Below are 11,947 nucleotides of genomic sequence, written 5' to 3'. Positions count from 1 at the left end.
CCGCCCTCAGCCGAAGAGCTTGAGGACGGACTGGTCCGCCTGCGCCGCGAGGGATAGCGCCGTCTGGGACAATTGCTGGCGGGTCTGCAGGGCGAGAAGGTTTGCGCCTTCCTCGTTCGAATCGGCGAGGACGAGGTTGTCGGCTCCCGATTTCAGGGTCGTCATCATGCTCTTGGTGAAGTCCTGACGGGACTGCACCACGGCGAGGTTCGAGCCCAGCGTCGACGCCATCGAGCGCAGCGTGTTCAGCGCGGTCGTCAGCGCCTCGTCCGCGTTGGCGAGGTCGATGTCGTTCTGGAAGTTGGTCGAGCCGACGACGGTCGCGTTGGCGGCGGACTGGATCCCGAGGGAATCGGCCGTGATCGTGAAGCCTTGGATGTCGATCGTGTTGCGGGCCGCCCCCGTCTTCTCGTTGAAGACGATCTTCAGCATGTTCCCGCCGAGCAGGTTCGTGCCGTTATAGCCCGTGTCCTGAGCGAGCTTGCCCATCTGCGTGCGCAGATTGTTGAACTGGTCGATCAGCCCGGTGCGGATGGCGGAATTCGCCGTGGCGCTGACGCCGGTGCCGAGCGCCGTCACGTCGGCCGCGGCGAAGCCGAGATTGTCGGTCCCGTCATTCGTTCCGATGGCGGATTCGACCCGGAAGCTGAGCGCGTTCGATCCCGTCCCCGTGACCGAGAACTTGCCGGTCGAGTCGACGCTCGCCGTCGCGATGCCCGACTTGTTGATCTCGGAGACGAGATCGCGAACCGTCATGTTCGCGTTCGTCTGGAACTGGTAGGTCGTGTTTCCCGCCTGGACGGTGACGTAGGAATTGGCCGCGATGCCTAGGGCGCCGGACGATGTGGTCGTCGCCGGAGCCAGGGCCCCTTCGAGCTTCTTGTTGAGCGCGACGTCCTGCGGGGTCTGGTTGATGCTGACGCCTTCGGACCCGAGCGAGGTCGCACCGATGCGGCTCGGACGGTTCTGGGCGGCCTCGTTGAGCGCCTGGCGGATGGTCGCCTGGGCCGACTGCACGAGCTTCGTGATGGCGTCGATGCCGGAGGAGGCGGCCTGGATCGTCTGGATGCCGTTCGAGATTCCGTCGAGGAGCCCCGACAGCAGGTTGGCCCGATTGCTGAGCGTCGCCGAGGTGAAATAGTTCACCGGATCGTCGAGCGCCGTGTTCACCTTCTTGCCGGTGGCGAGACGAAGCTGCGTCTTCTCGGCGAGTCGGGTGGTGTCCTGGAGCGAGAGCAGGTTCTGCCGCACCCCGTTCGAGAGAACGATATTGCTCATCGTCTGGGCCCCTGGCGCGCGAGTCGAGCGCGGACTCCTTCCGGAATGGGGCGAAGATGATTTGCTAACCCTAATGCGTGGTTAACGCGGGCCGCACGGGTGAAGAAAATATGAAGGGCGGCCGGGGTGAGCCCCAGCCGCCCTTCGGATCGACCGACCGATCCGCGCCCGGATCAGAAGAGGCGCAGGACCGCCTGATCGGCCTGGGCGGACATCGACAGAGCCGTCTGGGACAGCTGCTGGCGGGTCTGCAGGGCCAGGAGGTTGGCGCCCTCTTCGTTGGTGTCGGCGTTGACGAGGTTGTCGGCACCGATCTTCAGCGTGTCGATCAGGGACTTCGAGAAGTCCTGACGGGTCTGCACGACCGAGAGGCTGGCGCCGAGGGTCGAGGAGAGCGAGGACAGCGAGGACAGGGCGTTGGTCAGCGAGTCCGACGCCGCCGCCAGGGACGAGTCGTTCTGGAAGTTGACGTTCCCGGCCACCGCGCCGTTCGAGGCCTCGACGATGCCGAGGTTGGCCGAGGAAACCGTCGAGCCCTGAACGTCGAGCTTGCTCTGGTTCGAACCGGTCTTCTCGTTGAACACCACCTTCAGCTTGTCGCCGCCGAGGAGGTTCGTGCCGTTGAAGCCCGAATCCTTGGCGAGCTGATCGAGCTGCGTGCGGACGTCGTTGAACTGCTGCACGAGGTTGGCGCGCACCGACGAATTGCCGGTCGCCGCGATGCCGGCGGAGGCGTCCGTCGCCACGAGACCGAGCTTGGTGTTGAGCGTGCCGGCGGCGGCATCCGTCTTGGCGGCGGCATCCGTCGCACCCGAGCCGATACCGACCTTCAGCGTGTCCGAACCCGAGCCCTTGATCGTCAGCTTGCCGTTCGAATCCACCGAGGCGGAAGCGAGGCCGGAGCTGTTGATCGTGTTGACGAGGTCACGGACCGTCGCGCCGGCCGACAGGCTCGCCTGGAAGGTCGTGTTGCCCGCGCTCACCGAGACCGCGACGCTGGTGTTGGTCGAGGTGTCGATGCCGACATCGCCGGCCGTCGTGGCGGTCGCCGCATCCGCGGTCGCGTCGGCGCCGAAGATGGCCTTGTCGAGCGCGATGTCCTGGAGGCTCTTGTTGGTCGCCGTGACTTCGGCGCCGGTCGCCAGAGGCGCGGTCGTCGAGTTGATGACGGGGTTGTTGGTGGCCGCGTCGGACTGGGCCTGCTTGATCGTCGATTGCAGCGACTTCACCAGCTTGGTGATGCCGTCGATGCCGTTCGAGGCAGCCTTGATGGTCTGGATGGAGTTGGAAATGCCGTCCAGGAGGCCGGAGAAGGCGTCCGCCCGGTTGTTGAGGCCCGCCGCGGTGAAGAAGTTGGTCGGGTTGTCGATCGCCGAGTTGACCTTCTTGCCGGTGGCGAGGCGGTTCTGCGACGTCTGGGCGAGAGCAGCGGTGGAGTTGAGGGACTGCAGCGACTGGCGCACGCCAGCGGAGAGAGAGATAGCCATGATGTGACCCTTTCTGGTCGACTGCCTTCTGGCCACCCAAGCCATTCTGGCCGGATGTGTCGGCACGATCCCGCGCCAATCCGTAAGAACCGGTAAAAGTGCCGCGGCCCCGCGCGGAGCAGCCGCCGCGACGCCGGATCATGGTGAAGAAAGGCTTGAGAGGCCGGACCGCCGTCAGGCCAGTTCGTCCGCCTGCAATCCTTCGCAGGCGATGTCGGGCAGCCCGCGCTCATAGGCCCGAAGGCGAAGCAGCACCTCCACCGGCACCTGGCCCGCGGGGGCGCCCGAGCGCAGGTCGAAGGCTTGCACGATCACGTGGCCGGTCGCGAGATCGGTCGAGACGCGGCGCTCGATGGCGTCGGATGGCGGCGCGCGCCGAGGATCCGGCTCGGCATGGGGGGATGGCGGCGGCTCGGCGACGGCGATCGCGGGCAGTTCGGGGCGGATGAGCTTCGCCGCCTCGATCCGCGGGACCTCCCCCGTCCCCGGCAGGACGGGGATCCTGACGACGGGCCCGATATCCACCGGCACCTCCAACGCTGCAGCCTCCTGCCGCATCGTCGGTCGTTATGCACGCAGCGCGTGAATCACAGGTATAAAGACGGGGTTAACGAGCCGGGAACGGCATTGGCTCGTTTCGAGTCAGAATCGCCGCGAATAGACGAGCGGCGAGCCGGTCGCCGGCTGCGGCGTCGAGACCCCGTAGCCTGCCGGGCGGCTCTGCCTCGCCATCTCGTCCGCGACACCTTTCACGAGCCCCTCGGAGACGGCCCGCGCCGTCGCGATCACGGCCTGGTTCCGCTCGAGGGCCGCCCTAAAGCCGCGATGGGCGTGCCTCAGCCGCCCGGCGGCCTCCGGCGCGAACCGGGCCAGCGCGACCGCATTGGCCCGCACGAGTTCGAGCCCGCGCAGATAACCGGCGGCGAGGTCGCTCTTGCGCTCCTCCCGCGACAGCGCCGATCGGATGCGCCCGGACGACAGGTCCTCGGTCTCCGCGTCGAGCACCGATTCGAGCTCGGCGATCGTGCCGGCAAAGGCGGCAAGAACGCGTTCGGCCTCTTCCGGTCCGCCGATGGACGGACGCTCGCGGCCCAGTTGCGGCTGCATCGTCAGCCCTCCTGGAGCTTGAGCATCTGGCGGTAGACGGAATCCGCGATCCCGACGCCGCCGGATTTCACGATCTCGCCGGCATATTCCTTGACCAGCATGGAGCGGTAGACGCCGCCCCCGTCATGGCCGCCGCCGAGGGGGCCCGCATCGCCGGCATTCTCGGTCAGGCGCTCGAGCGCCTGTTCGAGGAACATCGTCTCGAAATCCTGGGCTGTCTTCTTGATCTTGTCCTTCTGGCCCGCGGAGGCGACCGATTTGACGAGATCGGTCGCGATGCCGCTCGCGACGTCGCCTGCGATCGAAAGCCCGATCATGGCAAGGGGAGCCACCATCACATCACCTCGATATCGGCCTGGAGGGCGCCTGCGGCCTTGATGGCCTGGAGAATGGAAATCATGTCGCGCGGGCCGATGCCGAGGGCGTTGAGCCCGTCGACCAGCTCGCGCAGGGTCACGCCTTCCCGCACGATGGCGAGCTTGTTCGCGTCGCCCGTATCGACCTTCACGCGCGTGCGCGGCACGACGGCCGTGGTGCCGCGCGTGAAGGGCACGTCCGGCTGGCTCACCTCGGGCGCCTCGCTGATCGTGACGGTGAGATTGCCCTGCGCCACGGCGACCTGCGACACCCGCACGTCGCGGCCCATCACGATGATGCCCGAGCGCTCGTCGATGACGATGCGCGCGGTCTGGTCGGGCTCGACGCGGAGCTGCTCGATCTCGGTCAGGAGCTGCACCATGTTGCCCCGGAATTTCGGCGGGATGGTGAGGTTGACGGTCGAGGGGTCGACGGGCTCTGCCGAATCCTGGCCGAGATAGTCGTTGATCGAGGAGGCGATGCGCTTCGCGGTCGTGAGGTCCGGGTTGCGCAGCGACAGACGCAGCGCCCGCTGGGCGTTCAGCTTGAACTCGATCTCGCGCTCGATCAGGGCGCCGCTCGCGATCCGCCCGACGGTGGGCACGCCCCGCGTGATCTTGGCCGCCTCGCCCTCGGCCTGGAATCCGGCGATGGCGACGGAACCCTGCCCGACGGCATAGACCTCGCCATCCGCCCCCAGCAGGGGCGTGACCAACAGCGTGCCGCCCTGGAGCGACTTCGCATCGCCGAGCGCCGAGACCGTGACGTCGAGACGCGTGCCCTGGGTCTGGAAGGCCGGCAGGCTCGCCGTCACCATGACCGCCGCGACATTCGCCGTCCGCATGGTCGCGCCGCGCGTGTTGACGCCGAGCCGCTCCAGCATGGCCTGGAGGGATTGCTTGGTGAAGGGCGCGTTGTTGAGCGTGTCGCCCGTGCCGTTGAGGCCGACGACCAGGCCGTAGCCGACGAGGTTGTTGGTTCGCACGCCCTCCACCTGGGCGAGGTCCTTCACCCGGGACAGAGCGGCGGCCGGCACAGCCGCTCCGAGGGTCCAGGCGAGCGCCCAGGCAAAAGCCAGCAGCGTGGCGGCGATCCGGCGGCGAGGGCGAAGGCGCGTGAACATCGCCTTCCCACTCGCCAAGCCCGTGCCATGCGAGAGCCACCATAAATCATTGTTTTCGTTGATCTTATGAAAGCATTAACGATCACCGTCCGGTCGTTTTCGCAGCCCGGCCGGCAGGTTCTGCCGGGTTCTTGACGACCTGTTAACCATGTCTGCGCGATCTCTGGGCTCGTCCTCCTCGAGCGCGGATCCGCCACGATGCACATCGACGCCCGCATCCTTGCGCCGGCCGTGCCGTTCGCCGCGGCCCTCCCGGCCCTCCGGACGACAGGCCCGCGCTTCTCGCTCGCCGCCGATAGCGCACGCGGCGCGGCGCCCCAGCGCTCGGCCGCGCCGCTCGCGACACTCGACGCCATCCTGATGCTTCAGGAGGAGGACCCGCGCGAGCGCCGCGGCCGCCAGGCCAAACGCGGCCAGGATCTCCTCGCCGGTCTCGACCACCTGAAGGCCGGCCTCCTTGCCGGACGCCTGTCCCCCGCCGACCTCGAATCCCTCTCGGCGATCCTCGCGGCCGGCGCCGGACCGACCGGCGATGCCGGCCTCGACGAGACCATCGCGGCGATCGAATTGCGGGTGAAGGTGGAGTTGGCGAAGCTCGGGCGGGCCTGATCGTTCGGGCTCCGGAGAGCGTCACGGCGAACAAGCGGCGGACCGACGGGACGACGAACGGCGATGCCGGCCTGCTGCATCCCGCGGCTCAGACCATGCGCGATGCGACGTCGTTGATCCACTCCGTGCCGCGATCCTCGTAGTCGAACCACACGCGATCCCACGACCGAAGCCCCTGCCGCTGCATCTTCCAGGCCTTGCCCGGGGTGTAATGCATGAGCATGATCTTCGTCCGGACGGCCGAAAAGAAATCCTCGCCGAGAGACGCGAACAGCCTGCGCCGCGCGTTGAACCAGATCGGCAACCGCATGTAGGAAAATCCGCGATCCCGGACGATCTGCGTCGTGAGGGATTGCTCGTTCGGAAACGATTTCCTCGACCCGATCTCGATCGCCTGCTCCATGAGGTCGTCCGAGATCGATCGTCCTTGCAGGCAGACGAATCCGGAATTGATCCCCTCGATCTTTGTGACGACCGCTTCTCCGTATTCATCGACGTAGTCGAAGGCCGTCTGCGGATAGCCGTCCGGCCGTGGCTCAGCCCCGATCGGGAAGACGCCGGCCCCGAACTCCCGGACCGCCTTGAACTCCTGCGGCGCGTACAACGTCGCCTCGTCCACAGGGTTCAGACAGAGCATGTCCGCATCGATGAAGACGTGCCGGTAGAAGCCTCGCGGCCGGAAGATCGCAAGCTTGAGGAAGGTGAACTTCGGCGCGAACGAGGTCGACAAGCCGGTGGGTATGCGATCGCCGCGGATCGTGGAGAATTTCCTCAAGTGATCGTCGTCCATGAATTCGATGTCACGGGCGATCGATCGGATGAACCTGTCGTCTCGGACGACCGGATCGTTCGTGACGACGATGATCGGGCAGCCCGCGAAGCTGCCATGGACATGAAGCGAATACTGAAGGACCTTCAGAGGCCTCAGGAATTCTGCATCGAGCACGTATATCAGCGCGGTCTCGCCGCCCGCACGACCGCCTTCGGCCCCGGTATGCTCCATCCCTGCTTCCCACGCCCCGGACCGCGATCGCGCATCAACTCAAAGCATAAGTGCCGTCGGCACAAAAGAGCAGTATTGGAGCGACGGACAGCTTCCGGGTGGCGGGCCGAAGCCGGCAGGCCGTCATCCCACCCCCCGCGCCATCCCCGCGCGGAGAGCCCCGACACGCCCGCCTTTCCGATCCGGACGAGCTCCGCCGGACCCGCCTTTCCACCTTCCCGCACCGCAGCGCCTTGCACCCCCGAAACCCGCATGTTACGGCAGCGCCGCGCTGACGGGGCCCGTCCTGCGCTCCATCCCGACTTGGCGAAAACGCGGGATGCGCCCAGCCTTTTTGCAGGGCGCACTCGCGACAGGCGACGACGAGAGACAGGTGGCTGAGACAAAGGCGAGCGACAATCCTGGCGTTTCCGGCGTGGCCGGACGCTATGCCTCGGCGCTGTTCGAACTGGCGCGCGAGGAACGAGCGATCGACACCGTCGGCCGCGATCTCGACCGATTCTCCGCCCTGATCGACGGCAGCGACGATCTTCAGCGGCTGATCAAGAGCCCGGTCTTCTCCGCCGACGAGCAGGAGAAGGCGATCGGGTCGATCCTGGACAAGGCGGGAATCGGCGGAATCGCCGGCAGCCTGATCCGCCTCGTGGCGCAGAAGCGCCGCCTCTTCGTCTTGCCGGGCATCATGCGCGACTTCCGCGCATTGGTCGCGCACAGCAAGGGCATCGTTCCGGCCGAGGTTCGCCTCGCCGAAGCCCCCTCCTCCAAGGTTCTGGACGACATCAAGGCCGCCGTCCGCGAGATGGCCGGCTCGGATGTCGACCTCAACGTCAAGATCGATCCCTCGTTGATCGGCGGCCTCGTCGTAAAGGTCGGCAGCCGCATGGTCGACGCATCCCTGAAGACCAAGCTCAACGCCATCCGCGTTGCGATGAAAGAGGCCCGGTGATGGATATCCGCGCCGCCGAAATCTCGGCGATCCTGAAGGAGCAGATCAAGAATTTCGGCCAGGAGGCCGAGGTTTCCGAGGTGGGCCAGGTCCTGTCGGTCGGCGACGGCATCGCGCGCTGCTACGGGCTCGACAACGTCCAGGCGGGCGAGATGGTCGAGTTCGAATCCGGCGTCCGCGGCATGGCGCTGAACCTCGAGCAGGACAATGTCGGCATCGTCGTGTTCGGCTCCGACCGTGAGATCTCCGAGGGCCAGACGGTCAAGCGGACCGGCGCCATCGTCGAGGTTCCGGTCGGCAAGGGCCTGCTCGGCCGCGTCGTCGACGCCCTCGGCAACCCGATCGACGGCAAGGGCCCGATCGTCTCGACCGAGATGCGCCGCGTCGACGTCAAGGCGCCGGGCATCATCCCGAGGAAGTCGGTGCACGAGCCGATGGCGACCGGCCTCAAGGCCGTCGACGCGCTCATCCCCGTCGGCCGCGGCCAGCGCGAGCTGATCATCGGCGACCGTCAGACCGGCAAGTCGGCGATCGCGCTCGACACCATCCTGAACCAGAAGCCGCTCAACGCCGAAGGCGCCCCGGAGAGCCAGAAGCTCTACTGCGTCTACGTCGCCGTCGGCCAGAAGCGCTCCACCGTCGCCCAGTTCGTGAAGGTGCTGGAAGAGAACGGCGCGCTCGAGTACTCGATCATCGTCGCGGCCACCGCTTCGGACCCGGCCCCGATGCAGTTCCTGGCGCCCTTCTCGGGCTGCGCCATGGGCGAGTTCTTCCGCGACAACGGCATGCACGCCGTGATCACCTATGACGACCTCTCCAAGCAGGCCGTCGCCTACCGCCAGATGTCGCTGCTGCTGCGCCGCCCGCCGGGCCGCGAGGCCTATCCGGGCGACGTCTTCTACCTGCATTCGCGCCTTCTGGAGCGCGCGGCCAAGCTGAACGACGACAACGGCGCCGGCTCGCTGACGGCTCTGCCGATCATCGAGACCCAGGCGAACGACGTCTCGGCCTACATCCCGACCAACGTGATCTCGATCACGGACGGCCAGATCTTCCTCGAGACCGACCTCTTCTACCAGGGCATCCGCCCGGCGGTGAACGTCGGTCTCTCGGTCAGCCGCGTCGGCTCGGCCGCCCAGACCAAGGCGATGAAGAAGGTCGCCGGCAAGATCAAGGGCGAGCTCGCGCAGTACCGCGAGATGGCCGCCTTCGCGCAGTTCGGCTCCGACCTCGACGCGACGACGCAGCGCCTCCTCAACCGCGGCGCGCGCCTGACCGAACTCCTGAAGCAGCCGCAATTCTCGCCGCTGAAGATGGAAGAGCAGGTCGCGGTGATCTGGGCCGGCACCAACGGCTTCCTCGACCCGCTCCCGGTGTCCAAGGTCCGCGCCTTCGAGGACGGCCTCCTCGGCCTCCTGCGCTCGAAGCATGCGGACCTTCTCGACGCCATCCGCGACAGCCGGGACCTCTCGGCCGACAGCGAGAAGACGCTGCGCGGCGTGGTCGAAGGCTTCGCCAAGACCTTCAGCTGATCGGCTGAAACCTCAACCTCATCCTGAGGTGCCGGCCCCCGGGCCGGCCTCGAAGGATGGTCCAGTGGGCACGGGAGAGGTCGAGCGTGCTTCGAGGCCGCCGGACGAGCCGGCGGCACCTCAGCATGAGGACCGGATGAAGAACCTGAGATGCCGAGCCTAAAAGACCTCCGCAACCGCATCGCCTCGGTCAAGGCGACCCAGAAGATCACCAAGGCCATGCAGATGGTCGCGGCGGCGAAGCTTCGCCGCGCGCAGCAGGCGGCGGAAGCCGCCCGCCCCTTCGCCGAGCGCATGTCGAAGGTGATGGCCAATCTCGGGGCCGGCATCACGATCGGACCGGAGAGCCCGCGGCTCCTCGCCGGCACCGGCGCCGACAAGACCCATCTCCTCATCGTCGCCACGGCCGAACGCGGCCTCTGCGGCGCCTTCAACTCGTCCATCTCCCGCCTCGCGCGCGACCATGCCCAGCGCCTCATGGCCGAGGGCAAGACGGTCAAGATCCTGTGCGTCGGCAAGAAGGGCTACGACATCCTGCGCCGCCAGTTCGGCCAGCAGATCATTGAGCTCGTCGACCTGCGGTCGGTCAAGCAGGTCGGCTTCACCGAAGCCGAGATGATCGCGAGCAAGGTCCTGGCCCTGTTCGAGGCCGGCGAGTTCGACGTCGCGACGCTCTTCTACTCGCGCTTCAAGTCGGTCATCTCGCAGGTGCCGACCGCGCAGCAGATCGTGCCGGCCGAGCTCGGCACGAGCACCGCCGACTTGGACGCCAACGAGGCGATCTACGAATACGAGCCGGATGAGAACGAAATCCTGGCGAACCTCCTGCCCCGCAACGTCGCGGTTCAGATCCTGCGCGCCCTCCTCGAGAATGCGGCCTCCGAACAGGGCGCCCGCATGAGCGCGATGGACAACGCGACCCGCAACGCGGGTGACATGATCAAGAAGCAGACCCAGATCTACAACCGTTCGCGTCAGGCCATGATCACCAAGGAGCTGATCGAGATCATCTCCGGCGCCGAAGCGCTCTGACCGCTATCGAAGAGGAACCAGCACATGTCCGCCGCTCTGGCCACGCCGCAAGAGACCACCGTGAAGGGCCGCATCACCCAGGTGATCGGTGCCGTCGTCGACGTGCAGTTCGACGGCCACCTGCCGGAGATCCTGAACGCGCTCGAGACCACCAACCAGGGCGCCCGCCTCGTCCTCGAGGTCGCCCAGCAGCTCGGTGAGAACACCGTCCGCTGCATCGCCATGGACACGTCCGAGGGCCTCGTCCGCGGGCAGGAAGTCACCGACACCGGCGCGCCGATCAAGGTTCCGGTCGGCCTCGGAACGCTCGGCCGCATCATGAACGTCATCGGCGAGCCGGTCGACGAAGCCGGCCCGATCCAGGCGACGACCGAGCGCGCCATCCACCAGGAAGCGCCGACCTATGCCGAGCAGGCGACGGAAGCGCAGATCCTGGTCACGGGCATCAAGGTCGTCGACCTCCTCGCCCCCTACGCCAAGGGCGGCAAGATCGGCCTGTTCGGCGGCGCGGGCGTCGGCAAGACCGTGCTGATCATGGAGCTGATCAACAACGTCGCGAAGGCCCACGGCGGCTACTCGGTCTTCGCCGGCGTCGGCGAGCGCACCCGCGAGGGCAACGACCTCTATCACGAGATGATCGAGTCGGGCGTGAACAAGCTTGGCGGCGGCGAGGGCTCGAAATGCGCCCTGGTCTACGGCCAGATGAACGAGCCTCCGGGCGCCCGCGCCCGCGTCGCCCTCTCGGGCCTCACGGTCGCCGAGCAGTTCCGCGACGAAGGCCAGGACGTGCTCTTCTTCGTCGACAACATCTTCCGCTTCACGCAGGCGGGCTCCGAGGTGTCGGCGCTTCTCGGCCGCATTCCTTCGGCGGTGGGCTATCAGCCGACCCTGGCGACGGACATGGGCAACCTGCAGGAGCGCATCACCACGACGACCAAGGGCTCGATCACCTCGGTCCAGGCGATCTACGTGCCGGCCGACGACCTGACCGACCCGGCGCCCGCCACGTCCTTCGCCCACCTCGACGCCACGACCGTGCTGTCGCGCTCGATCGCCGAGAAGGGCATCTACCCGGCGGTGGACCCGCTCGACTCGACCTCGCGCATGCTGTCGGCCCAGATCCTGGGTGAAGAGCATTACGCGGTCGCCCGTCAGGTCCAGCAGACCCTTCAGCGCTACAAGTCGCTGCAGGACATCATCGCGATCCTGGGCATGGACGAGCTGTCGGAAGAGGACAAGCTGACCGTCGCCCGCGCCCGCAAGATCGAGCGCTTCCTGTCCCAGCCGTTCTTCGTGGCGGAGATCTTCACCGGCTCGCCGGGCAAGCTCGTCGCGCTCGAAGACACGATCAAGGGCTTCAAGGGCCTCGTCGAGGGCAAGTACGATCACCTTCCGGAGGCCGCCTTCTACATGGTCGGCACCATCGAAGAGGCGATCGAGAAGGCTCAGCGTCTCGCCGCCGAGGCCTGATCC

Annotated in this window: 12 protein-coding genes; 5 read left to right on the top strand and 7 right to left on the bottom strand. The window is 66.9% G+C overall.

The window, feature by feature from the left end; translation table 11 throughout:
• Positions 1–6 precede the first annotated feature (6 nt).
• The 6 genes from EV668_RS01975 to EV668_RS01950 all read right to left on the bottom strand — a co-directional run bounded on the left by EV668_RS01975 (position 7) and on the right by EV668_RS01950 (position 5,352).
• On the bottom strand, positions 7–1,278 hold the full coding sequence (locus EV668_RS01975; protein ID WP_133768175.1) for a flagellin N-terminal helical domain-containing protein: 1,272 nt from the start codon (positions 1,276–1,278) through the stop codon (positions 7–9).
• A gap of 173 nt (positions 1,279–1,451) precedes the next feature.
• Positions 1,452–2,765 carry a flagellin N-terminal helical domain-containing protein gene (locus EV668_RS01970; protein WP_133768174.1) on the bottom strand — a complete coding sequence of 438 codons (1,314 nt, stop codon included), beginning with the start codon at positions 2,763–2,765 and terminating at the stop codon, positions 1,452–1,454.
• 174 nt (positions 2,766–2,939) lie between these two features.
• Positions 2,940–3,290, bottom strand: coding sequence for a hypothetical protein (locus tag EV668_RS01965; protein WP_133768173.1), 351 nt, complete (start codon positions 3,288–3,290; stop codon positions 2,940–2,942).
• A gap of 117 nt (positions 3,291–3,407) precedes the next feature.
• Positions 3,408–3,872, bottom strand: coding sequence for a hypothetical protein (locus EV668_RS01960; protein ID WP_133768172.1), 465 nt, complete (start codon positions 3,870–3,872; stop codon positions 3,408–3,410).
• A 2-nt stretch (positions 3,873–3,874) separates the two neighbouring features.
• Positions 3,875–4,207 carry a rod-binding protein gene (locus EV668_RS01955; protein WP_133768171.1) on the bottom strand — a complete coding sequence of 111 codons (333 nt, stop codon included), beginning with the start codon at positions 4,205–4,207 and terminating at the stop codon, positions 3,875–3,877.
• Positions 4,207–5,352: a flagellar basal body P-ring protein FlgI gene (locus tag EV668_RS01950; RefSeq protein WP_133768170.1), complete on the bottom strand. Its 1,146-nt coding sequence runs from the start codon at positions 5,350–5,352 to the stop codon at positions 4,207–4,209. The genes EV668_RS01955 and EV668_RS01950 overlap by 1 nt, the downstream gene beginning before the upstream one ends.
• A 198-nt stretch (positions 5,353–5,550) precedes the next feature.
• Here EV668_RS01950 and EV668_RS01945 point away from each other — a divergent pair, with 198 nt between their 5' ends.
• Entirely contained in the window at positions 5,551–5,961 is a 411-nt protein-coding gene (locus EV668_RS01945; protein WP_133768169.1) for a flagellar assembly protein FliX, read from the top strand.
• A gap of 88 nt (positions 5,962–6,049) precedes the next feature.
• Here the strand turns inward: EV668_RS01945 and EV668_RS01940 are convergent, their stop codons facing one another.
• Complete coding sequence (locus EV668_RS01940) at positions 6,050–6,964, bottom strand: glycosyltransferase family protein (protein ID WP_133768168.1); 915 nt, start codon at positions 6,962–6,964, stop codon at positions 6,050–6,052.
• 373 nt (positions 6,965–7,337) lie between these two features.
• Here EV668_RS01940 and EV668_RS01935 point away from each other — a divergent pair, with 373 nt between their 5' ends.
• From EV668_RS01935 to atpD, 4 genes are all read left to right on the top strand, one after another.
• Complete coding sequence (locus EV668_RS01935) at positions 7,338–7,910, top strand: F0F1 ATP synthase subunit delta (RefSeq protein WP_245512772.1); 573 nt, start codon at positions 7,338–7,340, stop codon at positions 7,908–7,910.
• Positions 7,910–9,442: a F0F1 ATP synthase subunit alpha gene (gene atpA / locus EV668_RS01930; RefSeq protein ID WP_133768166.1), complete on the top strand. Its 1,533-nt coding sequence runs from the start codon at positions 7,910–7,912 to the stop codon at positions 9,440–9,442. Before EV668_RS01935 ends, atpA begins: the two co-directional genes overlap by 1 nt.
• A 150-nt stretch (positions 9,443–9,592) precedes the next feature.
• Positions 9,593–10,474, top strand: coding sequence for a F0F1 ATP synthase subunit gamma (locus EV668_RS01925; protein WP_133768165.1), 882 nt, complete (start codon positions 9,593–9,595; stop codon positions 10,472–10,474).
• 24 nt (positions 10,475–10,498) lie between these two features.
• The gene (gene atpD / locus EV668_RS01920; protein ID WP_133768164.1) at positions 10,499–11,944 is read left to right on the top strand and encodes a F0F1 ATP synthase subunit beta; all 1,446 of its coding nucleotides are present in this window, start codon (positions 10,499–10,501) and stop codon (positions 11,942–11,944) included.
• Positions 11,945–11,947 lie beyond the last annotated feature (3 nt).

Source organism: Enterovirga rhinocerotis, assembly GCF_004363955.1.
Taxonomy (GTDB): Bacteria; Pseudomonadota; Alphaproteobacteria; order Rhizobiales; family Beijerinckiaceae; genus Enterovirga; species Enterovirga rhinocerotis.
The sequence above is the reverse complement of the archived record's forward strand: the minus strand, read 5'-3'. Positions and strand labels throughout refer to the sequence as shown.

Coding starts and splice junctions, on each gene's coding strand:
- EV668_RS01970 (WP_133768174.1), bottom strand. CDS start 2,765: ATGGCTATCTCTCTCTCCGCTGGCGTGCGCCAGTCGCTGCAGTCCCTC.
- EV668_RS01940 (WP_133768168.1), bottom strand. CDS start 6,964: ATGGAGCATACCGGGGCCGAAGGCGGTCGTGCGGGCGGCGAGACCGCG.
- EV668_RS01925 (WP_133768165.1), top strand. CDS start 9,593: ATGCCGAGCCTAAAAGACCTCCGCAACCGCATCGCCTCGGTCAAGGCG.
- EV668_RS01975 (WP_133768175.1), bottom strand. CDS start 1,278: ATGAGCAATATCGTTCTCTCGAACGGGGTGCGGCAGAACCTGCTCTCG.
- EV668_RS01945 (WP_133768169.1), top strand. CDS start 5,551: ATGCACATCGACGCCCGCATCCTTGCGCCGGCCGTGCCGTTCGCCGCG.
- atpA (WP_133768166.1), top strand. CDS start 7,910: ATGGATATCCGCGCCGCCGAAATCTCGGCGATCCTGAAGGAGCAGATC.
- EV668_RS01955 (WP_133768171.1), bottom strand. CDS start 4,207: ATGGTGGCTCCCCTTGCCATGATCGGGCTTTCGATCGCAGGCGACGTC.
- EV668_RS01950 (WP_133768170.1), bottom strand. CDS start 5,352: ATGTTCACGCGCCTTCGCCCTCGCCGCCGGATCGCCGCCACGCTGCTG.
- EV668_RS01960 (WP_133768172.1), bottom strand. CDS start 3,872: ATGCAGCCGCAACTGGGCCGCGAGCGTCCGTCCATCGGCGGACCGGAA.
- atpD (WP_133768164.1), top strand. CDS start 10,499: ATGTCCGCCGCTCTGGCCACGCCGCAAGAGACCACCGTGAAGGGCCGC.